Origin of the sequence: Solibacillus sp. FSL R5-0449, assembly GCF_037975215.1 — a bacterium.
Lineage (GTDB): Bacteria > Bacillota > Bacilli > Bacillales_A > Planococcaceae > Solibacillus.
This window is the reverse complement of sequence record NZ_CP150239.1, coordinates 3,427,653-3,450,105: the sequence shown is the minus strand read 5'-3', so window position 1 is coordinate 3,450,105 and position 22,453 is coordinate 3,427,653. Positions and strand designations below refer to the sequence as shown.

Annotated in this window: 31 protein-coding genes; 30 read left to right on the top strand and 1 reads right to left on the bottom strand. The window is 39.7% G+C overall.

The genetic code is table 11. From position 1 onward, the window contains the following. Positions 1–75: 75 nt before the first annotated feature. The 3 genes from tuf to MKY27_RS17315 all read left to right on the top strand — a co-directional run bounded on the left by tuf (position 76) and on the right by MKY27_RS17315 (position 4,609). Entirely contained in the window at positions 76–1,263 is a 1,188-nt protein-coding gene (gene tuf, locus MKY27_RS17325; protein WP_079523494.1) for an elongation factor Tu, read from the top strand. Positions 1,264–1,463: 200 nt separating this feature from the next. Further along, positions 1,464–3,641 carry a malate synthase G gene (locus MKY27_RS17320; protein ID WP_339196578.1) on the top strand — a complete coding sequence of 726 codons (2,178 nt, stop codon included), beginning with the start codon at positions 1,464–1,466 and terminating at the stop codon, positions 3,639–3,641. Between the two features lie 146 nt (positions 3,642–3,787). Beyond that, positions 3,788–4,609 carry a methyl-accepting chemotaxis protein gene (locus MKY27_RS17315; RefSeq protein WP_339196577.1) on the top strand — a complete coding sequence of 274 codons (822 nt, stop codon included), beginning with the start codon at positions 3,788–3,790 and terminating at the stop codon, positions 4,607–4,609. A gap of 41 nt (positions 4,610–4,650) precedes the next feature. Here the strand turns inward: MKY27_RS17315 and MKY27_RS17310 are convergent, their stop codons facing one another. Then, positions 4,651–5,538, bottom strand: coding sequence for a LysR family transcriptional regulator (locus MKY27_RS17310; RefSeq protein ID WP_339196575.1), 888 nt, complete (start codon positions 5,536–5,538; stop codon positions 4,651–4,653). A gap of 117 nt (positions 5,539–5,655) precedes the next feature. On the opposite strand from MKY27_RS17310, the gene MKY27_RS17305 reads away from it, so the two are divergent. From MKY27_RS17305 to secY, 27 genes are all read left to right on the top strand, one after another. Continuing rightward, positions 5,656–6,336, top strand: a complete 681-nt coding sequence (locus tag MKY27_RS17305) for a response regulator transcription factor (RefSeq protein WP_339196573.1) — start codon at positions 5,656–5,658, stop codon at positions 6,334–6,336. After that, the gene (locus MKY27_RS17300) at positions 6,333–7,304 is read left to right on the top strand and encodes a sensor histidine kinase (protein ID WP_339196571.1); all 972 of its coding nucleotides are present in this window, start codon (positions 6,333–6,335) and stop codon (positions 7,302–7,304) included. Before MKY27_RS17305 ends, MKY27_RS17300 begins: the two co-directional genes overlap by 4 nt. Positions 7,305–7,400: 96 nt before the next feature. Next, positions 7,401–8,162, top strand: coding sequence for an ABC transporter ATP-binding protein (locus tag MKY27_RS17295; protein WP_339196568.1), 762 nt, complete (start codon positions 7,401–7,403; stop codon positions 8,160–8,162). Further along, positions 8,152–10,134, top strand: coding sequence for an FtsX-like permease family protein (locus MKY27_RS17290; RefSeq protein WP_339196566.1), 1,983 nt, complete (start codon positions 8,152–8,154; stop codon positions 10,132–10,134). The genes MKY27_RS17295 and MKY27_RS17290 overlap by 11 nt, the downstream gene beginning before the upstream one ends. A 125-nt stretch (positions 10,135–10,259) precedes the next feature. Next, on the top strand, positions 10,260–11,579 hold the full coding sequence (locus MKY27_RS17285) for a Na+/H+ antiporter NhaC family protein (protein ID WP_339196563.1): 1,320 nt from the start codon (positions 10,260–10,262) through the stop codon (positions 11,577–11,579). Positions 11,580–11,940: 361 nt separating this feature from the next. Beyond that, positions 11,941–12,249 carry a 30S ribosomal protein S10 gene (gene rpsJ, locus MKY27_RS17280; protein WP_008406970.1) on the top strand — a complete coding sequence of 103 codons (309 nt, stop codon included), beginning with the start codon at positions 11,941–11,943 and terminating at the stop codon, positions 12,247–12,249. A 51-nt stretch (positions 12,250–12,300) separates the two neighbouring features. Next, positions 12,301–12,930, top strand: coding sequence for a 50S ribosomal protein L3 (gene rplC, locus MKY27_RS17275; RefSeq protein WP_008406969.1), 630 nt, complete (start codon positions 12,301–12,303; stop codon positions 12,928–12,930). Between the two features lie 27 nt (positions 12,931–12,957). Next, positions 12,958–13,581, top strand: a complete 624-nt coding sequence (gene rplD, locus MKY27_RS17270; RefSeq protein WP_339174388.1) for a 50S ribosomal protein L4 — start codon at positions 12,958–12,960, stop codon at positions 13,579–13,581. After that, positions 13,581–13,865: a 50S ribosomal protein L23 gene (gene rplW / locus MKY27_RS17265; protein WP_008406966.1), complete on the top strand. Its 285-nt coding sequence runs from the start codon at positions 13,581–13,583 to the stop codon at positions 13,863–13,865. Before rplD ends, rplW begins: the two co-directional genes overlap by 1 nt. A gap of 43 nt (positions 13,866–13,908) precedes the next feature. Further along, positions 13,909–14,739 carry a 50S ribosomal protein L2 gene (rplB, locus tag MKY27_RS17260; protein ID WP_008406964.1) on the top strand — a complete coding sequence of 277 codons (831 nt, stop codon included), beginning with the start codon at positions 13,909–13,911 and terminating at the stop codon, positions 14,737–14,739. 60 nt (positions 14,740–14,799) lie between these two features. Next, a complete protein-coding gene (gene rpsS / locus MKY27_RS17255) occupies positions 14,800–15,078 on the top strand; it encodes a 30S ribosomal protein S19 (RefSeq protein ID WP_004233637.1) in 279 nt (92 codons plus the stop codon). 22 nt (positions 15,079–15,100) lie between these two features. Next, positions 15,101–15,445, top strand: a complete 345-nt coding sequence (rplV, locus tag MKY27_RS17250; RefSeq protein WP_008406963.1) for a 50S ribosomal protein L22 — start codon at positions 15,101–15,103, stop codon at positions 15,443–15,445. Between the two features lie 3 nt (positions 15,446–15,448). After that, positions 15,449–16,105 carry a 30S ribosomal protein S3 gene (gene rpsC / locus MKY27_RS17245; protein ID WP_339174384.1) on the top strand — a complete coding sequence of 219 codons (657 nt, stop codon included), beginning with the start codon at positions 15,449–15,451 and terminating at the stop codon, positions 16,103–16,105. Position 16,106: 1 nt separating this feature from the next. Continuing rightward, positions 16,107–16,541 carry a 50S ribosomal protein L16 gene (gene rplP / locus MKY27_RS17240; protein WP_008406960.1) on the top strand — a complete coding sequence of 145 codons (435 nt, stop codon included), beginning with the start codon at positions 16,107–16,109 and terminating at the stop codon, positions 16,539–16,541. Further along, positions 16,531–16,731 carry a 50S ribosomal protein L29 gene (gene rpmC / locus MKY27_RS17235; protein WP_008406958.1) on the top strand — a complete coding sequence of 67 codons (201 nt, stop codon included), beginning with the start codon at positions 16,531–16,533 and terminating at the stop codon, positions 16,729–16,731. Before rplP ends, rpmC begins: the two co-directional genes overlap by 11 nt. Positions 16,732–16,749: 18 nt before the next feature. Next, positions 16,750–17,013: a 30S ribosomal protein S17 gene (gene rpsQ / locus MKY27_RS17230; protein WP_079523483.1), complete on the top strand. Its 264-nt coding sequence runs from the start codon at positions 16,750–16,752 to the stop codon at positions 17,011–17,013. Positions 17,014–17,059: 46 nt separating this feature from the next. Continuing rightward, a complete protein-coding gene (rplN, locus tag MKY27_RS17225; protein WP_008406955.1) occupies positions 17,060–17,428 on the top strand; it encodes a 50S ribosomal protein L14 in 369 nt (122 codons plus the stop codon). Positions 17,429–17,465: 37 nt separating this feature from the next. Beyond that, positions 17,466–17,774, top strand: a complete 309-nt coding sequence (gene rplX / locus MKY27_RS17220) for a 50S ribosomal protein L24 (protein ID WP_191701161.1) — start codon at positions 17,466–17,468, stop codon at positions 17,772–17,774. 28 nt (positions 17,775–17,802) lie between these two features. Further along, entirely contained in the window at positions 17,803–18,342 is a 540-nt protein-coding gene (rplE, locus tag MKY27_RS17215; RefSeq protein WP_079523482.1) for a 50S ribosomal protein L5, read from the top strand. A 21-nt stretch (positions 18,343–18,363) separates the two neighbouring features. After that, positions 18,364–18,549, top strand: coding sequence for a 30S ribosomal protein S14 (gene rpsN / locus MKY27_RS17210; protein ID WP_076496371.1), 186 nt, complete (start codon positions 18,364–18,366; stop codon positions 18,547–18,549). Positions 18,550–18,579: 30 nt separating this feature from the next. After that, entirely contained in the window at positions 18,580–18,978 is a 399-nt protein-coding gene (gene rpsH, locus MKY27_RS17205) for a 30S ribosomal protein S8 (RefSeq protein ID WP_008406947.1), read from the top strand. A gap of 31 nt (positions 18,979–19,009) precedes the next feature. Further along, positions 19,010–19,549, top strand: coding sequence for a 50S ribosomal protein L6 (gene rplF / locus MKY27_RS17200; protein ID WP_339174377.1), 540 nt, complete (start codon positions 19,010–19,012; stop codon positions 19,547–19,549). A 42-nt stretch (positions 19,550–19,591) separates the two neighbouring features. Continuing rightward, positions 19,592–19,951, top strand: coding sequence for a 50S ribosomal protein L18 (gene rplR, locus MKY27_RS17195; RefSeq protein WP_339174375.1), 360 nt, complete (start codon positions 19,592–19,594; stop codon positions 19,949–19,951). A gap of 21 nt (positions 19,952–19,972) precedes the next feature. Then, entirely contained in the window at positions 19,973–20,473 is a 501-nt protein-coding gene (gene rpsE / locus MKY27_RS17190; protein WP_008406937.1) for a 30S ribosomal protein S5, read from the top strand. 11 nt (positions 20,474–20,484) lie between these two features. After that, the gene (gene rpmD, locus MKY27_RS17185) at positions 20,485–20,667 is read left to right on the top strand and encodes a 50S ribosomal protein L30 (protein WP_339176669.1); all 183 of its coding nucleotides are present in this window, start codon (positions 20,485–20,487) and stop codon (positions 20,665–20,667) included. A gap of 33 nt (positions 20,668–20,700) precedes the next feature. Further along, positions 20,701–21,141, top strand: coding sequence for a 50S ribosomal protein L15 (gene rplO / locus MKY27_RS17180; RefSeq protein WP_008406935.1), 441 nt, complete (start codon positions 20,701–20,703; stop codon positions 21,139–21,141). Beyond that, complete coding sequence (secY, locus tag MKY27_RS17175; RefSeq protein WP_339174370.1) at positions 21,141–22,436, top strand: preprotein translocase subunit SecY; 1,296 nt, start codon at positions 21,141–21,143, stop codon at positions 22,434–22,436. Before rplO ends, secY begins: the two co-directional genes overlap by 1 nt. The last annotated feature ends 17 nt before the right edge of the window (positions 22,437–22,453 follow it).

Here is a 22,453-nt window from a genome sequence, read left to right as displayed (position 1 = left end):
GGCCCGTTTATAGTCGGCATCTTAGAATAAATAATTTCAAAAAAATAAAACATATCTCTGAGGAGGCATTTTCTAATGGCTAAAGAAAAATTTGACCGTTCAAAAACGCATGCTAACGTTGGTACAATCGGACACGTTGACCATGGTAAAACAACTTTAACTGCTGCTATCGCAACAGTTCTTTCTAAAAAAATGGGTGGTGCAGCTAAATCTTACGCTGACATCGACAACGCTCCAGAAGAAAAAGAGCGCGGTATCACAATCAATACTTCTCACGTAGAGTATGAAACTGCAACTCGTCACTATGCACACGTTGACTGCCCAGGTCACGCTGACTATGTTAAAAACATGATCACTGGTGCTGCACAAATGGACGGCGGTATCTTAGTAGTATCTGCTGCTGATGGCCCAATGCCACAAACTCGTGAGCACATCTTACTTTCTAAACAAGTAGGTGTTCCTTACTTAGTAGTATTCATGAACAAATGTGATATGGTTGACGACGAAGAATTATTAGAGTTAGTAGAAATGGAAATCCGTGACTTACTATCTGAATATGACTTCCCAGGCGACGATGTTCCAGTAATCAAAGGTTCTGCATTAAAAGCTTTAGAAGGCGAAGCAGAATGGGAAGAAAAAATCGTTGAATTAATGGACGCTGTAGACTCTTACATCCCAACTCCAGAACGTCAAACTGACAAACCATTCATGATGCCAGTAGAGGACGTATTCTCTATCACTGGTCGTGGTACAGTAGCAACTGGCCGTGTTGAACGTGGTCAAGTTAAAGTTGGTGACGTTGTAGAAGTTATCGGTATCGAAGAAGAAGCTAAAACTACAACTGTAACTGGTGTAGAAATGTTCCGTAAATTATTAGATTACGCTGAAGCTGGTGACAACATCGGTGCTTTATTACGTGGTATTGCTCGTGAAGATATCCAACGTGGTCAAGTATTAGCTAAACCAGGTTCAATCACTCCACACACTAACTTCAAAGCTGAAGTTTATGTATTATCAAAAGAAGAGGGTGGACGTCATACTCCATTCTTCTCTAACTACCGTCCTCAGTTCTACTTCCGTACAACTGACGTAACTGGTATCTGCATGTTACCAGAAGGCGTAGAAATGGTTATGCCTGGCGACAACATCGAAATGACTGTTGAATTAATCGCTCCAATCGCTTTAGAAGAAGGTACTAAATTCTCTATCCGTGAGGGTGGCCGTACTGTAGGCGCTGGCGTAGTAGCATCTATCCAAAAATAATTTTAGCTAATCGCTAATTTTCAAAAACACCTTGCAGGGACGCTTGCAAGGTGTTTTTTTGTACCCTTTATAGCGTAAAAGCATAATGTTTATTCAATATATGTATTTCATTTATATATCATGACTCTTGTATAATGAAACGTAAGAACAGGGGATTCTAATGAATTATTAGAAATGTTCATTTAAAAGGGGGATTTATAGTGACAAATTATGTGCAAGTGGGAAACTTACAAGTAGCAGAAGTATTATTTCAGTTTATTAATGAGCGAGTTTTACCGAATAGCGGAGTAGAGCAAACGGCATTTTGGAACGGATTTGATCAGCTTATTCATGAGCTGGCACCGGAAAATAAGGCATTGCTTGCTAAACGGGATACACTGCAAACACAAATTAATGAATGGCATAAAGGAAATAAGGGGAATTTCCAATTTGCCGACTATAAATCATTTTTAGAAGAAATCGGTTACTTAGAACCAAAAGTAGAAGATTTCAAAGTGGAAACAGAGAATGTGGATACAGAAATTGCATATCAGGCAGGTCCGCAGCTCGTTGTACCTGTTAGCAATGCACGTTATGCGATCAATGCAGCAAACGCACGTTGGGGAAGTTTCTATGATGCCCTTTATGGTACGGATGCTATCAGTAGTGAAGATGGTGCAGAAGCAGGCAAAGGTTATAATCCGATTCGTGGTAATAAGGTAATTGCGTATGCTAAAAAGTTTTTAGATCAAGCTGCTCCTTTAACAGCAGCTTCACATAAAGAAGCGACATCCTATAAAATTGTAGAAGGTAAACTAGTCATTACACTTACAAATGGTGAAACAACGTCATTGAATGAACCTGAAAAGTTAGTTGGCTATCAAGGAACGGCAGAACAGCCGACTGCAGTTTTACTGAAAAATAATGATTTACACATTGAAATTCAAATAGACCGTAACCATCTAATCGGAAAAGATGATGCAGCTGGTGTAAAAGATATTTATTTAGAGTCTGCAATCACAACAATTATGGACTGCGAAGACTCGGTAGCGGCAGTAGATGCAGAAGATAAAGTGGAAGTTTATGCGAACTGGTTAGGCCTAATGAAAGGCGACTTGACGGCAACTTTTGAAAAAGGCTCTAAAACCGTAACACGTACATTAAATCCTGACCGTGTATATACGGGAGTTAATGGTGAGACAGTAACATTAAACGGACGTTCGTTAATGTTTATCCGCAATGTAGGACACTTAATGACAAATCCGGCTATTTTAGATAAAGATGGCGGTGAAGTGCCTGAAGGAATAATGGATGGTGTCGTAACGAGCTTAATCGCGAAGCATGAAGTGATTGGCAATGGTCAGTATAAAAACTCGCAAAAAGGTTCTATTTATATCGTAAAACCGAAAATGCATGGCTCAAAAGAAGTAGCCTTTGCGAATAAACTGTTTGAGCGTGTAGAAGATTTAATTGGGTTGGAACGTTTCACTTTAAAGATTGGTGTTATGGATGAGGAGCGTCGTACATCACTTAACTTGAAAGCATGTATTCGTGAAGTGAAAAACCGGATCGTATTTATCAATACCGGATTCCTGGATCGTACTGGTGATGAAATTCATACATCGATGGAGGCAGGCCCAATGATTCGCAAAGGCGATATGAAAACTTCAACATGGCTTACTTCATATGAGAAATCGAATGTCATTGTTGGGTTAAATGCAGGCTTGCAAGGACGTGCACAAATCGGTAAAGGAATGTGGGCAATGCCGGACTTAATGGCGGATATGATTGAGCAAAAAATCAATCATCCGAAAGCAGGGGCAAATACTGCCTGGGTACCATCGCCGACAGCCGCAACGTTACATGCAACGCATTACCACGAAGTAAATGTAAAAGATGTTCAAAAAGGTATTGTGACATCGGAAGATTTACAGGATGCGATTTTGGAAATACCGGTAGCGGCAAATACAGACTGGTCACCGGAAGAAATTCAAAACGAGCTTGATAATAATGTACAGGGAATTCTAGGCTATGTTGTTCGCTGGGTAGAACATGGAGTGGGTTGTTCGAAAGTGCCGGACATTAATGATATTGGCTTAATGGAAGACCGTGCAACACTGCGTATTTCAAGTCAGCATGTAGCAAACTGGCTGCATCACGGAATTTGTACGAAAGAGCAAGTAGAGGAATCATTGAACCGCATGGCAAAAGTTGTTGATGAACAAAATGCCGATGATCCGGATTACTCGCCTATGTCAGCAAACTATGAAGGTTCCGTAGCATTCCAAGCGGCAAGTGAATTGATATTTAAAGGTTATAATCAGCCAAACGGCTATACAGAACCGATTTTACACAAAAAGCGTATTGAAGCTAAAGCAAAACAAAAAGTAAACGCGTAATTTTCTATGTGACTACTATTTCTTCTGAAATAGTAGTCTTTTTCATTTAAATGATAAAAATAAGTGCGGATTCACTTAATATATAGGTGAAATGGTATAATAGTCATAATATAGTAATTTAAGTAATAGGAAAGAAGAGGATCAAAATGCAAAACAGAATAGAATCCTTAGGTGCGCTTATTTCAATGATTTCAGTTATGAAAGAAGCAATTCCGACAGAATTATCAATTGCCGTATGTGATCTTGAAAAGTTTATAGCCTATTTCCCTGCAAAAGATTTAGATCTGAAAATACAAGTAGGTCAACAATTGAATCATGATGAACCGCTCATGATTGCATTGAAGAAAGGCCGACGTTTAGAAGCAGTTGTACCCGCGGATTATTATGGTTTTGAATTTATCGGAACTGCAACGCCATTATACGATCAAACAGGTAAAACCATTGGAGGAATTGCTGTCCAAGTAAGAAAGCATTCGGAATTAATAGAAATTTCCCAAGCAATAACGGGTTCTTTAACAAATGCAAATGAACAGATCGTAAATATAGCGGGTGGTTCTACAAGCTTAAAAGAGTCGGCAAATGAGTTACTGCAACAATCGAAACAGGCTGAAAAGAATGTTCAACACACTTCCGAAATTTTATCATTGTTGAAGCGTATGGCAGACCAAACGAATCTGCTCGGTTTAAATGCCGCAATAGAAGCTGCCCGTGCAGGCGAAAAAGGGAAAGGTTTTGAAGTCGTAGCGACGGAAATCCGAAAGTTTTCAAAAGAAACAATTGAATCTACACAAAAAATTAGAGAAACGATGGATCAAATCAACGAGGCTACACAAAAAATTACAACCTCCATTGCTCAAATTTCCACTATCGGAACATTACAGAGCGAGTCCATTCAACAAGTTTCCGATTTTGTGAAGGAAATTCAAGTAATGTCTACACAGTTAAATGAATATGCCAATAAATTATAAAATGGTTGCCTAGAGATACTGAAACTTTCTAGGCAACCATTTTATTTAGAAACGAATTCACGGGCAAGTTTAATAAATTCCCGTACTGCAAAAGGTAAGTATTTATTTTTCTTCCACGTAACCCCCAGCTCAAGATAAATCTCTTCTTCCTGAAAAGGGATGCATTTAATCGATGTGTAAGGGATTTTTTCAGCTAGCTTTTTCGGAAGCAGCGCAATCCCCAGTTTTGCCTGAACCATTTCGATAAATAAATCTTTTTGCGTTGTTTCACAGGCAATTGTAGGGAAGAATCCATGTTTTGAGCATTCCTCGATAATGCGGTCATATAAAATGAAATCTTTCCGGTAAATAATAAAAGTTTCGTTTGCCAGTTCACTTAGCTGGATCGTCTCCTTTATTGCCAAAGGGTGACTCTCATGGACGATTAACATTAATGGATCTTTTAAAAATCGGATCGTTTCCAAAGACTCGTTCGTCGAAGTCACACTGCATACTAATCCGACATCCAGTTCACCTGCTTCAATTTCCTGGCGTATGCGCTTTGTTCCGACTTCTGTTAATAAAATTTCGATATATGGATTAAGCTCTTTATAATAGCTGATTAATTTTGAAAAAAATTCGGCGCCTACGATTGGTGGTATCCCAATGCGAATTTGGCCTTTCTTTAATTCCATCAAATCCGTTAATTCGGAGCGCAGGTTTTGAAATGATTCAAGTACTTGCATCGAATTCACGAGAACGGCCTGACCGGCATCCGTCAGCTCAAGCTGTTTGGATGAACGGTAAAATAAAGGTACGCCCAGTTCTGACTCAAAGTTTTGAATTGCTTTACTAATGGATGGCTGTGATACGTGCAGGGTTGCCGCTGCCTTCGTAAAACTTAAATGCTTGGCTACTTCAACAAAGTATTCGATTTGGCGTAAGTCCATTTTTCTTTTCCACCTCTTCACCTGTAATTCCTTTAATTGAATTGATTATAGCAAAGTTTGTAACGGTTGGATTGCTTGTTTTTGTATAATGGGAGTATATAGAAGGAGTGATGTTCTTTGAAGGTACTATTAATAGAAGATGATGTCTCCATATTTGAATTGATAGGCGAACGATTAGCACAGTGGAATATACAAGTAATTGGACCGAAAGATTTTCAACATATAATGGTAACTTTTAATGAAGAAGAGCCTCAGCTTGTTATTATTGATATTCAATTGCCAGCATTTGACGGTTTCCATTGGTGTCGTGAAATAAGGGCAGTATCGAACGTCCCTATTTTATTTCTTTCCTCACGTGATCATCCAATGGATATGATTATGGCGATGCAAATGGGAGCGGATGACTTTGTGCAAAAACCTTTCCATACTGAAGTATTAGTCGCAAAAGTACAAGCGTTGTTGCGTCGTGCTTATAATTATCAGGAAACACAGCAAAGTGATTTTGAAAGATGGAATGGTGCCGAAATTCATTATGACCGCGCGACTGTTCATTATAAAGAGCAACAGATCGAGTTAACAAAAAATGAGCTGTTTATATTAAAGGTGCTGGTCAAGGCAAAAGGACAAATCGTCTCCCGTGATGAACTTATGCGTAAATTATGGGATGATGAACGCTTCGTAAATGATAATACATTAACGGTCAACGTAAACCGTTTACGCCAACGTTTAGAGGATATTGGTCTTTTCAATGTCATAGTGACGAAAAAAGGTCTTGGCTACATGGCGGTGAATGAATGATCCGTTTGTTTATAAGACAATATTTATCCGCCATCCTCTTTGTTATCCTGCTTCAGCTGCTGATGAATCTGATATTATTCCTCGACACTGGATTCCATGGGGTTTCTTTACTTTATTTAAACATTATCTGGTTTACACTTGTAGCAGGTTATTTCAGTTTACGCTATGTGAAAGACAGGAAGTTAATGAAGCCCTATTCGAAGTATAGTGGAACTTACTATGATGTTATTCATGAAGATTATAAAGAACAGCTCGCTGATAAGAATATAAAAATACAAGAACAAAAGCAGATCGTATTAGAAAGACAGGACGAGCTTTTAGCATGGGTTCATGAAATGAAGTCCCCATTAACAGCAATGCAGCTGTTGATGGAAAAAGTCGAGAATGGTGAAGTGAAGGAGCGCATCGAAAATGAATGGCTGCGCCTTTATTTATTATTAGATCAGCAGCTTCATGCAACACGTCTAATGACGATCGAGCTTGATAACCGTATTGAAAAAGTAAAGGTGAAGGATGTACTGATTCAGGAAATTAAAGCATTGCGCAGCTGGTGTTTTGAAAAGCAGCTCGCCATTGATCTGGAAGTGGATAATCTAACTGTACATTCAGATGCAAAGTGGCTAGGTTTTATCGTAAGGCAAATTTTATCGAATGCGGTTAAGTATAGCCATATCGGGGGAGAAATTAGAATATCATCTCAAATCGTTAAGGAGCAGGCAGTTCTTATCGTTCAAGATGACGGAATCGGTATAAAGCGTGAAGATTTGCCGCGAGTATTCCGGAAATCCTATACGGGAACAATTGGTCGTGAAACGAGTGCTGCAACAGGAATGGGGCTATACCTTGCTAAACAGGCAGCACAATCACTGCTTATTGTTCTGGCAATCGAATCAACAGAAGGGGCAGGTACCACTGTTAAGATTACTTTCCCTATTATGAATGACTATCAAAAAACGCTTGGAATGTGACGAACTTGTCACTTACCACGCGTTTTTGTCATGTAAATCAAACGATTTCAGGTAACGGAACATGTAGAATGAAAGTAACAAGAAAGGGTGGAAACGATGAGCATTTTAATCGCACGTAAAGTTCGAAAAACATATGGCAAGCGCTCTCTTGCACAGGAAGTTTTAAAGGGCATAGATTTGGAAGTGGAAAAAGGTGAATTTGTCGGTATTATGGGTGCTTCAGGCTCAGGCAAAACAACATTATTAAATGTACTGTGCTCCATAGACCAGGTGACAGACGGATTTGTTGAAATCAATGGACAAAAGCTCCAAGGAATGAAGGAGCGTACATTGGCGAAGTTCAGACGCGATGAACTCGGTTTCATCTTCCAGGATTATAATTTACTGGATACATTGACGGTAAAGGAAAATATACTGTTGCCGTTATCGCTCAGCTCTATTCCAAAAGCGGCGGCGGAGCAACGTTTACAGGAGCTCGTAACAATTTTAGGGATTGGTGATATTTTAACGAAATACCCGAATGAGATATCCGGTGGCCAAAAGCAGCGAACATCGGCAGCAAGAGCCCTGGTAACCAATCCATCACTTGTATTTGCAGATGAGCCAACAGGGGCACTTGATTCAAAAGCCGCTACAGCACTGCTCGATAATTTAGAGAAAATCAATAAAGCAAAAAACGCAACGATCATGATGGTAACACATGATGCCATTGCAGCAAGCTTCTGTTCGCGTGTACTGTTTTTAAAAGACGGACAAATTTATACGGAACTGTATAAAGGGGATAAATCGCGCAATGAATTTTTCCAGCAAATCTTGAATACGCAAAGTGTTTTAGGCGGTGAGCAGAGTGAAGCTTAGTCAGCTTGTTTTTAAAAGCATGATAAAGAATATGCGTCACTATTATTTATACTTTTTCGCACTCATTTTCAGTGTGACGCTGTTTTTCTCGTTTGTAACACTGCAGTATAATGAGTCGGTCATGGAAGCGACAAAAGCTAGCGGAACGGCAGCTTCAGGATTTGAAGCAGCATCTTATATGCTGTATTTTATCGTTCTGTTCTTCGTACTGTATGCCAATCACTTATTTATTAAGCGACGCAGCAAGGAAATTGGATTGTATCAATTGGTCGGTATGACAAAAGGGCTTGTGACACGACTGATCGCCTTCGAAAACATTCTATTATTTGCCGGAGCGGTAAGCGTCGGAATTTTATTAGGCTTTTTAAGTTCACGTTTATTTGCGATGATCTTACTGAAGCTATTAAAATTTGAAGCGGTTGTCACATTAAGTATCAATAAAGTCGCAGTTGTGAATACGTTAATCGTTTTTGGCATTCTGTTAGTAATTATTTTAATGCAAATGGCATTTATGGTGTACAGAACAAGTTTGCTTTCGCTATTTAACGCATCCAAGCAGGCAGACGAGCGTGTCAAACGCTTTAGCGTATTCCCTATGGTAATGGGTGCTATTGGATTAGCATTGATTATTTATGGCTACTATGAGAGTACGTTATTATTTACAGGACATACAACAAACTTATTTTTAAGCATGGTCATTATATTAGCGACGACAATCGGCGGAACTTACTTTGTCTTCCGCTATTCGGTTGCATTCATATTAAATCTGTTCCGTCTAAGAAAGAAAGGACATTTGAATTTAACCGATGTTCTGGCGCTTACACCAATTATGCACCGTATGAAGGGGAATGCTAAATCCCTGACACTCATTACTGTTATTACGGCAGTGTCTCTTGCCATCACGACTCTTTCCTACATTAGCTATTATTCGGCAAATAGTACTGCTGAAAATTCAGTACCAGCAGATTATATAATAGTAGATGGACGTGGAGATGCATTTATTAAAGAATTGAAGCAGAATGAGGTTGCATTTGAGGAAAAGACATTTAGACTAACAAGCGCACAATTTGATATGTCAAAAATTTTCTCTGGTGAATTGGTCGATATGCTTCAAGGCAATACAATGGCAGATGTGCTAATGATTCCGGTTTCGGACTACAAGCAGCTTGATCCTAATGCCCAGCTTTCCGAGAACGAAGCAATTATTGCCGGGTATAACGGCTTTCAGGCAAATATTATGCCGCTGGAAGCACCTTTGGATTTATCGTTCCTGCATCAAGAGCAACAATTTCCTTTGAAAATCAAGGAAGTTAACGAAACATCTGTTGTGGCATGGCGTATTACGGCAGGTGGCTTTGTTGTTATCGTTGAAGACCATGTGTTTGAACAGTTACAACAGCTAAACAAGGAACAAGCAATCGGCTACACAACACAAGAGCAGATATCGATTAACCTGGTTGATGCGGATGATGAAACCTACAAGCTCACGGAAAAGCTTTATAAACAAACGGGTGCGAATTTATTTGCTGAAGGTGAAGATGGCGGAGAATTGAATAAAATCAGTTCACAAAAAGCTACAGTTGAATACAATTTAAACCTTTATGGAACGACAATCTTCACAACGGCGTTTTTAGGTTTAGCCTTTTTACTGGCAACGGGCAGCATTTTATACTTTAAGCAAATGTCTGAAGCGGATGAAGAGATGGAATCCTATAAGATTCTTCGTAAAATCGGTTTTACACAAGAGGAGTTAACGCGCGGTATAATGATGAAACAGTTATTTAACTTTGGTGTTCCTCTACTGATCGGACTGTTGCACAGTTACTTTGCAGTTAAATCAGGCTGGTTTTTGTTCGGTACAGAACTGACAACGCCTCTACTTGTTACAATGGGATTATATATCACCATGTATATCATATTTGCTGCATTAACAATCAATTATTACAGAAAAATAATAAAACAGGCTTTATAATACTTCAAACCGTCAATTTTCTCTTATTTGACGGTTTTATTTTCTATCTATCCGTTGACTCACAATCAATTTTCTTGTAACTTTAACACATTAGTAATTTAGCAGACGAAAGTGAAGTGTACAACATGAATGCTGTTTTAATAGCGGTAGGAGTAATGCTTATTTTAAGCCTGCTGCGTATAAATGTAGTTTTATCCTTAACGATTGGGGCAATTATCGGTGGCCTAGTCGGCGGATTAGATATAACAGAGACAATCAAGGCCTTTGTTGACGGTCTTGGCGGGGGAGCAACAATTGCGTTAAGCTATGCACTGCTTGGTGGATTTGCACTCGCAATTTCTCGCACTGGTATACCTGAAGTATTAGTAAAAGCGATTTTAAAAATTGTACAGCGTGAAGGCGATTCCCAAAAGAAAGGGGCTGCCAAAGCATTAATCTTCTTAGTATTGCTGGCAATGGCAATCATGTCGCAAAACCTGATTCCGGTGCATATCGCATTTATTCCATTAATCGTACCGCCAATGATCAAAATTATGAACATGCTGCAAATTGACCGCCGTTTAATCGCATGTATTTTAACGTTCGGTTTAGTTATGCCTTATATGTTCATACCAGCAGGGTTCGGTTTAATCTATCAAGGAATTATTGTCGATCAGATGGCTATAGCGGGGCTTGACGTTGCTTTGAGCGATGTTCCTAAGGCAATGGCTATTGTAGCGTTAGGGATGGCTGTAGGGCTTGCAGGAGCCTTTGTTGCCTACCGTAAACCAAGACAATATGAAAACATCGAAATGGAAACAACGAATGATTTAAATAAAGAAGTAAATACATTACACATTATTTTTGCGGCTATCGCATTGATTACTTCTATAGTAGTACAAGTAATGACAGATTCAATGATTGTCGGGTCGATTGCCGGTATTCTCATTTTATATATTACTGGTGCACTGAAAGTTAAAGAAGCCGACCAGGTTCTATCGGATGGAATGCGTATGATGGCATTTGTCGGATTCGTTATGATATCAGCGAACGGGTTTTCAGCTGTTATCAATGCTACAGGGGATGTTGAAACACTAGTATCCGGTGCAATGGACATTTTCAACGGGAATGTAAGTATAGCAGTTTTAATTATGTTGATTGTCGGCTTAATCGTAACAATGGGAATTGGTTCTTCATTTGCGACGATTCCAATCATTGCAGCTATCTTTGTGCCAATCGCAATGGAACTGGGACTAAGTGAATTAGCTATCATCTGTTTAATCGGAACAGCGGGTGTTCTGGGTGATGCTGGTTCCCCTGCATCAGATTCAACATTAGGTCCGACAGCTGGTCTAAATGTCGATGGACAGCACAACCATATTTGGGATACATGTGTACCAACATTTATCTTCTATAATATTCCACAGATTATTTTCGGCTGGATTGCAGTCGTTTTCTTCCTATAGTAATAGTCGTCGCTTTCAGCAAATAGAAAGCGACGATTTTTTCGTTTTCTGAACCGTTAGTTTTCAGAATAATATATTTAAAACATATTACTCCCTTTTCAGTTGCTTTCATCGTCAGAAACTTATATACTAATAAACGGCTCAAAAAGAGCGAACCTATTTATAAAGAATAAAACATTATGAAAAGAATTTTGCTAAAAGACTTGCGAACTTCTTTTTTATTGTATATAATGTTGAATGTTGGTCTTTGACTGCGATGAAGCGAGAGGTTGCCGACACACCCGGCCGCTTTGCCATGGCGGTGTGTAGGAGAAATTTTCGTGGAGAATGTCTAGAAAATAGGCGAGAAGGAGGGAAAGTAATGGCAAAACAAAAAATTCGTATTCGTTTAAAAGCATATGATCACCGTATCCTTGATCAATCTGCTGAGAAAATCGTTGAAACTGCGAAACGTTCAGGTGCTGGAGTATCGGGTCCGATCCCACTACCAACTGAAAGATCTGTATACACGATCTTACGTGCGGTTCATAAGTACAAAGATTCTCGTGAGCAATTTGAAATGCGCACACATAAACGTCTTATCGACATCGTTAACCCGACACCACAAACTGTTGATGCGTTAATGAAGCTTGATTTACCATCTGGCGTTGATATCGAAATCAAACTTTAATGGTAAAAACAAATATAAAACTTTTTCTAAAATTTACAGGAGGTGTGACAAATGACTAAAGGAATCTTAGGTAGAAAAATTGGTATGACTCAAGTTTTCGCTGAAAACGGAGATCTTATCCCAGTAACAGTAATCGAAGCTACTCCAAACGTAGTTTTACAAAAGAAATCTGTTGAAACTGATGGCTACGAAGCGATCCAATTAGGTTTTGAAGACAAGCGCGTTAAGCTTTCAAACAAACCTGAACAAGGTCACGTAGCAAAAGCAAATACTGCTCCTAAGCGCTTCATCCGTGAGTTCCGCAACTTAGAAGCTGCGACTTACGAAGTTGGTCAAGAAGTCAAGGTTGAAATTTTCGCTGAAGGCGATGTAATCGATGTAACAGGTGTAACAAAAGGTAAAGGTTTCCAAGGTGTTATTAAACGTCACGGACAATCTCGCGGCCCTATGTCTCACGGTTCTCGTTACCACCGTCGTCCTGGTTCAATGGGTCCAGTTGCCCCGAACCGCGTATTCAAACAAAAGAAATTACCTGGTCAAATGGGTGGCACAGTTGTTACTATTCAAAACCTTGAAATCGTTAAGGTTGACGTAGAGCGCAACTTACTACTTGTTAAAGGTAATGTTCCTGGTTCTAAAAAAGCATTAGTAACAGTTAAAACTGCTATTAAATCAAAATAATTCTCTTAAAGAAAGGAGGAAACAGGAATGACAAAGGTTTCAGTACTTAGTCAAACAGGTGCTTCAGTTGGTGAAATCGAATTAAACGATGCGATTTTCGGAATCGAGCCAAACGAAGCTGTATTATTCGACGCTGTAGTTGCACAACGTGCTTCTTTACGTCAAGGTAATCACAAAGTTAAAAACCGTTCTGCAGTTGCTGGTGGTGGTCGTAAACCATGGCGTCAAAAAGGAACTGGTCGTGCTCGTCAAGGTTCGATCCGCTCTCCACAATGGCGTGGTGGTGGTGTTGTATTCGGTCCTACTCCACGTAGCTACTCTTACAAACTACCTAAGAAAGTTCGCCGTTTAGCAATTAAATCTGCTTTATCTGCGAAAGTATTAGAACAAAACGTAGTAGTACTTGATGCATTATCATTTGATGCACCAAAAACTAAAGATTTCAAATCAGTATTAGCTGCTTTAGAAATCAACAAAAAAGCATTATTCGTAACTGCTGAAGTTAACGAAAACGCTATTTTATCTGCTCGTAACATCCCTGGTGTTACAGTGTTAACAGCTGAAGGAATCAACGTATTAGACTTATTAGGTCACGATAAAGTTGTATTCACTCAAGATGCTGTAAAAAAAGTTGAGGAGGTGCTTGGATAATGGAAGCACGTGATATCTTAAAACGTCCGGTCATTACTGAGCGTTCTTCAGAAATTATGGCAGAGAAAAAGTATACTTTCGAAGTAGACACTCGCGCTAACAAAACTCAAGTTAAAGACGCTGTTGAAGAAATCTTCGGTGTTAAAGTTGAGAAAGTAAACGTAATGAACTACAAAGGTAAGTTCAAACGCGTTGGTAAATTCGGTGGATACACTAACAAACGTCGTAAAGCGATTGTTAAATTAACTGCTGATTCAAAAGAAATCGAGTTATTCGAAATCTAATTCTAAATTTATATAAGTAACCTTTAAGAAGGAGGGAATACAAATGGCGATTAAAAAGTATAAGCCAACCTCAAATGGTCGTCGTAACATGACGTCATCTGACTTTGCTGAAATCACTACTAATAAACCTGAAAAGTCTTTATTAGAACCGACTAAACGCAAAGCTGGTCGTAACAACCAGGGTAAAATTACTGTTCGTCATCACGGTGGCGGTCACAAGAAACAATACCGTGTTATCGATTTTAAACGTCTTAAAGACGGCATTCCAGGACGCGTTGCTACAATCGAGTACGATCCAAACCGTTCTGCGAACATCGCTTTAATTAACTATGCTGACGGTGAAAAACGTTACATCTTAGCTCCGAAAGGTCTTGAAGTAGGTCAAACTATTTATTCAGGTCCAGAAGCGGATATCAAAGTAGGTAACGCATTACCATTAGCAAACATTCCAATGGGTACAACAATCCATAACATCGAAATGAAACCTGGTAAAGGTGGACAATTAGTACGTTCAGCTGGTACTTCTGCGCAAGTATTAGGTCGTGAAGGCAAGTACGTAATCGTTCGTTTACAATCTGGTGAAGTACGTTTAATCCTTGCTACTTGCCGTGCAACAATCGGTCAAGTTGGTAACGAACAACACGAACTTATCAACATCGGTAAAGCAGGTCGTTCTCGTTGGTTAGGTAAACGCCCAACAGTACGTGGTTCTGTAATGAACCCTAACGATCACCCACACGGTGGTGGTGAAGGACGTTCTCCAATCGGACGTAAATCTCCAATGACACCATGGGGCAAACCAGCTCTTGGTTACAAAACTCGTAGCAAGAAAAATAAATCATCTAAATTTATTATTCGTGGACGTAAAAAATAATGTGGTAAAACTACGGTTCAGTTCGAGAGCCGTGGTCGTATCACGGAGGGAGGTTCCTAAATGGGTCGCAGCTTAAAGAAAGGACCTTTTGTTGATGACCACCTAATGAAAAAGGTGGAAGCACAAGAGGCTTCTGAGAAAAAACAGGTTATTAAAACTTGGTCTCGCCGTTCTACTATCTTCCCAAACTTCATCGGTTTAACAATCGCTGTATATGATGGACGTAAACACGTTCCTGTATACGTAACTGAAGATATGGTAGGTCATAAACTTGGTGAGTTCGCACCAACTCGTACTTATAAAGGTCACGGTGCAGATGACAAGAAAACAAGACGCTAATTTTGAGAGGAGGTAAATCCTAATGACACAAGCTAAAGCTATCGCTCGTACAGTTCGCATCGCTCCTCGTAAAGTACGTCTAGTAGTAGACTTAATCCGAGGCAAGCAAATTGGTGAAGCAGTTGCAATTTTACGTCATACTCCAAAAGCGGCGTCTCCAGTCGTTGAGAAAGTATTAAAATCTGCAGTTGCTAACGCTGAACATAACTATGAGTTAGATGTTAATAACTTAGTTGTATCTGAAATCTTTGTTGATGAAGGTCCAACATTAAAACGTTTCCGTCCACGTGCACAAGGTCGTGCGTCGGCAATCAACAAACGTACAAGCCACATTACAATCGTGGTATCTGAGAAGAAGGAGGTTTAATCCGTGGGTCAAAAAGTACATCCAATAGGACTACGTGTTGGTGTTATTCGTGACTGGGAGTCAAAGTGGTTCGCTGAGAAAGACTACGCTAACTTATTACACGAAGACATCAAAGTACGTAAATATATCGAATCTAAACTTAAAGATGCATCTGTATCTAAAGTAGAAATCGAACGCGCTGCAAATCGCGTAAACATCACTATTCACACTGCGAAACCAGGTATGGTTATCGGTAAAGGTGGTACGGAAGTTGAAAACTTACGTAAACACTTAACTGAAGTAACTGGTAAACGTGTGCATATCAACATTATTGAAATCAAACGTGCAGATCTTGACGCTAAATTAGTAGCTGAAAACATCGCTCGTCAACTTGAGAACCGCGTATCATTCCGTCGTGCTCAAAAACAATCAATCCAACGCACAATGCGCGCTGGTGCAAAAGGTATTAAAACACAAGTATCTGGTCGTTTAGGTGGCGCTGATATCGCGCGTGCTGAACACTATAGTGAAGGAACTGTTCCGCTTCATACATTACGTGCTGACATTGATTATGCACATGCTGAAGCTGATACTACTTACGGTAAACTAGGCGTTAAAGTTTGGATCTACCGTGGTGAAGTCCTTCCTACTAAAAAGAACTCTGTGGAAGGAGGCAAATAATATGTTATTACCTAAACGCGTAAAATATCGTCGTGAACACCGTGGTAACATGCGTGGAGAAGCGAAAGGCGGTAAAGAAGTATCTTTCGGTGAGTTTGGCTTACAAGCTACAACAGCATCTTGGATTACAAACCGTCAAATCGAATCTGCTCGTATCGCAATGACTCGTTACATGAAACGTGGCGGTAAAGTTTGGATCAAAATCTTCCCACATAAACCTTACACGAAAAAGCCTCTAGAAGTCCGAATGGGTTCTGGTAAAGGTTCTCCTGAAGGTTGGGTAGCAGTAGTAAAACCAGGAAAAGTAATGTTCGAAATTGCTGGTGTATCTGAAGAGGTAGCACGTGAAGCACTTCGTTTAGCATCACACAAACTTCCTGTTAAATGTAAGATCGTAAAACGTCAAGAAACTGGTGGTGAATCTAATGAAAGCTAATGAAATCCGTGACCTTGCCACTAACGAAATCGAATTAAAAGTGAAATCACTGAAAGAAGAGCTTTTCAACCTTCGCTTCCAATTGGCGACTGGTCAATTAGAAAACACAGCTCGCATCCGTGAAGTTCGCAAAGCGATCGCACGTATGAAAACTGTGATTCGTGAAAGAGAAATCAGTGCAAATAACTGATAAAGGAGGGTTTTAAGTATGACTGAGCGTAACCAACGCAAAGTTTACACGGGCCGTGTTGTTTCTGACAAAATGGATAAGACAATTACTGTTTTAGTTGAAACTCACAAAAAGCACAAGCTTTATGGCAAGCGTGTAAAATACTCGAAAAAGTTTAAAGCTCATGATGAGCAAAACACTGCGAATATCGGTGATATCGTACGTATCATGGAAACTCGCCCGCTATCAGCTACTAAACGCTTCCGTTTAGTTGAAGTTGTAGAAAAAGCGGTTATTATTTAATAACACATTTCGGAATAAAATATATTTCCGAAGGGAGGTAACCTAAGTGATTCAACAAGAAAGTCGTATGAAAGTTGCTGACAACTCAGGTGCACGTGAAGTTTTAACTATTAAAGTACTTGGTGGTTCTGGTCGTAAAACTGCAAACATCGGTGATATCGTTGTTTGTACGGTTAAGAAAGCAACACCAGGTGGCGTTGTCAAGAAAGGTGACGTTGTTAAGGCTGTTATCGTTCGCACAAAATCAGGTGCACGTCGTAAAGACGGTACTTACATTAAGTTTGATGAGAATGCTTGCGTAATTATCAAAGATGATAAATCACCACGCGGAACTCGTATTTTCGGACCAGTTGCACGTGAGTTACGTGATGGCAACTTCATGAAAATCGTTTCTTTAGCTCCAGAAGTTCTTTAATTTCATGACAGTACCAATCAAGGAGGTGCGACACATAATGCATGTTAAAAAGGGCGACAAAGTAAAAGTAATTACTGGTAAAGACAAAGGTAAAGAAGGCGTAATCTTAGCTGCTTTCCCTAAACAAGACCGAGTTCTTGTTGAAGGTGTAAACATCGTTAAGAAACACGTTAAACCTAACCAGCTTAACCCACAAGGTGGAATTGTATCTCAAGAAGCTGCAATCCACGTTTCGAACGTAATGCTAATCGATCCTAAATCTGGCGAGCCGACTCGTGTAGGTATTGAGATCAAAGATGGCAAAAAAGTTCGTGTTGCAAAAAAATCAGGTGTAGTAATCGACTAATAAGTAAATTGAGAAGGGAGGTACACACATGAGCCGCCTAAAAGAAAAATATTTAAACGAAGTTTCACCTGCTCTTATGAGCAAGTTCGAATATAAATCAGTAATGCAAGTTCCAAAAGTGGAGAAAATCGTAATCAACATGGGTGTTGGTGACGCTGTTCAAAACTCTAAAGCTCTTGATGTAGCTGTTGAAGAATTAACAACAATCACTGGTCAAAAACCAGTAGTAACTAAAGCGAAAAAATCTATCGCAGGTTTCCGTTTACGTGAAGGTCAAGCGATCGGTGCTAAAGTTACACTACGCGGTGAGCGTATGTATGAATTCCTGGATAAATTAATCTCTATCGCACTTCCACGTGTACGTGACTTCCGTGGTGTTTCTAAAAAAGCATTCGACGGTCGCGGTAACTATACATTAGGTGTTAAAGAGCAACTAATTTTCCCAGAAATCGATTACGATAAAGTTTCAAAAGTACGCGGTATGGACATCGTGATCGTAACTACTGCGAATTCTGACGAAGAAGCTCGCGAGTTATTAACACAGTTCGGTATGCCGTTCCAAAAGTAATAAAATAAGGAGGGCGAAGACGTGGCAAAAAAATCAATGATCGCTAAACAACAACGCACGCAAAAATTTAAAGTTCAAGAATATACACGTTGTGAACGCTGTGGCCGTCCACACTCTGTATACCGCAAATTTAAACTTTGCCGTATTTGTTTCCGTGAACTTGCATATAAGGGACAAATTCCTGGCGTTAAAAAAGCCAGCTGGTAATCCCCTAATTTGGGAAGGAGGTAAATTTTCATGACAATGACTGATCCGATTGCAGATATGCTTACACGCATTCGTAATGCGAACATGGTTCGTCACGAGAAGTTAGAGGTTCCTGCTTCTAACGTAAAGAAAGAGATCGCTGAAATTTTAAAGCGTGAAGGTTTCGTACGTGATGTAGAATATGTAGAAGACAACAAGCAAGGTATCATCCGTATTTTCTTAAAATACGGTAAAGAGAACGAGCGTGTTATCACTGGTCTAAAACGTATTTCTAAACCAGGTTTACGTGTATATGCTAAAACAAACGAAGTACCTAAAGTATTAAACGGTCTTGGTATCGCTTTAGTATCTACTTCAAACGGTTTATTAACTGACAAAGAAGCTCGCGCTAAACAAGTTGGCGGAGAGATCTTAGCATACATTTGGTAATTAGTAAGAAAAGAACGGAGGTGCAATATAAATGTCTCGCGTAGGTAAAAAAGTTATCGAGGTACCTGCTAACGTAACAATTGAAGTCGCTGCTGGCAACTTAGTTACTGTTAAAGGTCCTAAAGGCGAATTAACTCGTCAATTCAACCAAGATATGAAAATCGAGCAAGAAGGCAACACACTTTCTGTTGTTCGTCCTTCTGATTCTAAAGAACACCGTACAAACCACGGTACAACTCGTGCGTTACTAGCTAACATGGTAACTGGTGTTTCTGAAGGTTTCACTCGTACTCTAGAACTTGTTGGTGTAGGTTACCGTGCACAGTTACAAGGTACTAAGCTTGTACTAAACGTTGGTTACTCTCACCCAGTTGAGTTCACACCTGAGCAAGGTTTAGAGGTCGAAGTTCCTTCGAACACTAAGATCGTTGTTAAAGGTATTTCTAAAGAGCGTGTTGGTGCATTAGCATCTAACATCCGTGACGTACGTCCACCAGAGCCATACAAAGGTAAAGGGATCCGTTACGAAGGTGAATTCGTTCGCCGTAAAGAAGGTAAAACAGGTAAATAATGCGGCGTAAAACCGCATTAAATTTTGAAAGGAGTGACCACTGTGATTACGAAACAAGATAAAAATCAAGTTCGTAAAAAACGTCATGGGCGTGTTCGTTCTAAAATTTCGGGTACTGCACAACGTCCACGTTTAAACGTATTCCGTTCTAACAAGAACATCTATGCACAACTAATCGATGACGTAGCTGGCGTAACTTTAGTTTCTGCTAATACTCAAGAAAAAGCTTTCGAAGGTATGGGCTCAAACGTAGAAGCTGCTGCTAAAATCGGTGAAACAATCGCTAAACGCGCTGCTGAAAAAAATATTACTACAGTAGTATTTGACCGTAGCGGTTACTTATATCACGGACGTGTAAAAGCTTTAGCTGAAGCTGCACGTGAAAACGGCTTAGAATTTTAATAAGAAGGAGGGACATACTTCATGAGTCGCATTGACGCAAACAAATTAGAACTTGAAGAACGCGTAGTTACAATTAACCGTGTTGCTAAAGTTGTTAAAGGTGGTCGTCGCTTCCGCTTCTCTGCTCTAGTAGTAGTAGGAGATAAAAATGGTCATGTAGGATTTGGTACTGGTAAAGCCCAAGAGGTTCCAGATGCAATCCGTAAGGCTGTTGAAGACGCGAAGAAAAACTTAATCGAAGTACCACGCGTGGGTGGAACTACTCCACACTTAGTGCAAGGTCGCTTCGGTGCAGGTTCAATCTTAATCAAACCTGCAGCTCCTGGTACAGGAGTTATCGCTGGTGGTCCAGTACGTGCTGTACTTGAACTTGCTGGTATTACTGATATTCTTTCAAAATCTCTTGGTTCAAACACACCAATCAACATGGTGCGTGCAACTGTAGCAGGTTTAACTGAATTAAAACGTGTAGAAGAAGTTGCAAAACTACGCGGTAAATCAGTGGAAGAGTTATTAGGATAAGGGGGGGAATTATAATGGCTAAATTACAAATTACCCTTAATAAATCTGTCATTGGTACTAAACCTAACCAACGTAAAGTTGTTGAGGCATTAGGATTACGTAAAGTAAACCAAACTGTGGAACAAGCTGATAACGCTGCAATCCGCGGTATGATTACAAAAGTAGCTCACTTAGTTACTGTTAAAGAAATTTAATTTCAATTATACGAACAAGGAGGTGCCACCCAAATGAAACTTCATGAGTTAAAACCAGCAGAAGGTTCACGTAAAGTACGTAACCGCGTTGGTCGTGGTATCGGTTCTGGTAACGGTAAAACTTCTGGTAAAGGTCATAAAGGTCAAAACGCTCGTTCTGGCGGCGGCGTTCGCCCAGGATTTGAGGGGGGTCAAAACCCACTTTTCCGTCGTTTACCTAAACGTGGCTTTACGAACATTAACCGTAAAGAATACGCTATCGTTAACCTTGACGCGTTAAACCGTTTTGAAGATGGTGCAGAAGTAACACCTGCATTATTATTAGAAACTGGTATCGTGAGCAACGAAAAAGCTGGAATCAAAATTCTAGGTCATGGAACGTTAAGCGTTAAGCTTAATGTTAAGGCTCACAAATTCTCAGCTTCTGCAAAAGAAGCAATTGAGAACGCTGGCGGAACAACTGAGGTGATCTAATGTTTCAGACAATCTCTAACTTTATGCGCGTTCGAGATATACGAAATAAAATCATCTTCACACTTTTAATGTTAATCATTTTTCGTATCGGGACATTCATCCCGGTACCAAATGTTAACGCAGATGTATTAAAGGCAACTGATGAGTTCAGCTTAGTAGGTTTCCTTAATACGTTTGGCGGTGGTGCATTGGCAAACTTCTCGATCTTTGCGATGGGGATTATGCCGTACATTACAGCCTCAATCATTGTCCAGTTACTTCAAATGGATGTTGTTCCTAAGTTTGCAGAATGGGCGAAACAAGGTGATGTAGGTCGACGCAAGTTGGCTCAATTCACTCGTTACTTCACGATTGTATTAGCATTCATTCAATCTTTCGCAATGAGCTTTGGGTTTAACCAATTTTATGGCGGATCATTGATTACGGATACTAGTATTCAATCATACTTAACGATTTCAATCGTATTAACTGCAGGTACAGCTTTCCTATTGTGGTTATCTGAACAAGTTACTGCATATGGTGTTGGTAATGGTATTTCAATCATTATCTTCGCTGGTATCGTAGCTGCGATTCCTAACGCAGTAAACCAAATCTATGCACAACAAATTGATGGAGCGGGCGATCAATTGTTTATCAATATTGCCATTCTAGTTCTATTAGTTCTAGTGCTGCTTGCTGTTGTCGTTGGAGTTATTTATATTCAACAAGCGTTGCGTAAAATTCCAATTCAATATGCAAAACGAGTTGCTGGGAATTCACCTAAAGTTGGTGCACAGCAAACGCATTTACCGTTAAAAGTAAATGCTGCAGGGGTTATTCCGGTAATCTTTGCGGTTGCGTTTATTGTTACACCTCAAACTTTAGCAACTTTCTTTGGAGATAATAATGTAACAGCGTTTATTACGAACACGTTTGACTATACTAAACCTGTTGGTATGTTAATCTATGTTGCTTTAATTATCGCCTTCACATATTTCTATGCATTCATTCAGGTGAATCCGGAAAATGTGGCAGACAACTTGAAAAAGCAAGGTGCTTATATCCCGGGTATCCGCCCAGGTAATGACACTCAAGCTTACTTAACAAAAGTTCTTTATCGTTTGACATTAGTTGGAGCTTTATTCTTAGTAGTTATTTCAGTAATGCCGATTTTATTCATTAACTTCATGAACCTGCCGGCTTCGGCTCAAATCGGGGGAACAAGTATGATTATCGTAGTCGGTGTTGCACTTGAAACGATGAAACAGTTAGAGTCACAATTAGTGAAGCGTCATTATAAAGGCTTTATGAAATAATGCAGGTTTAGGAAACA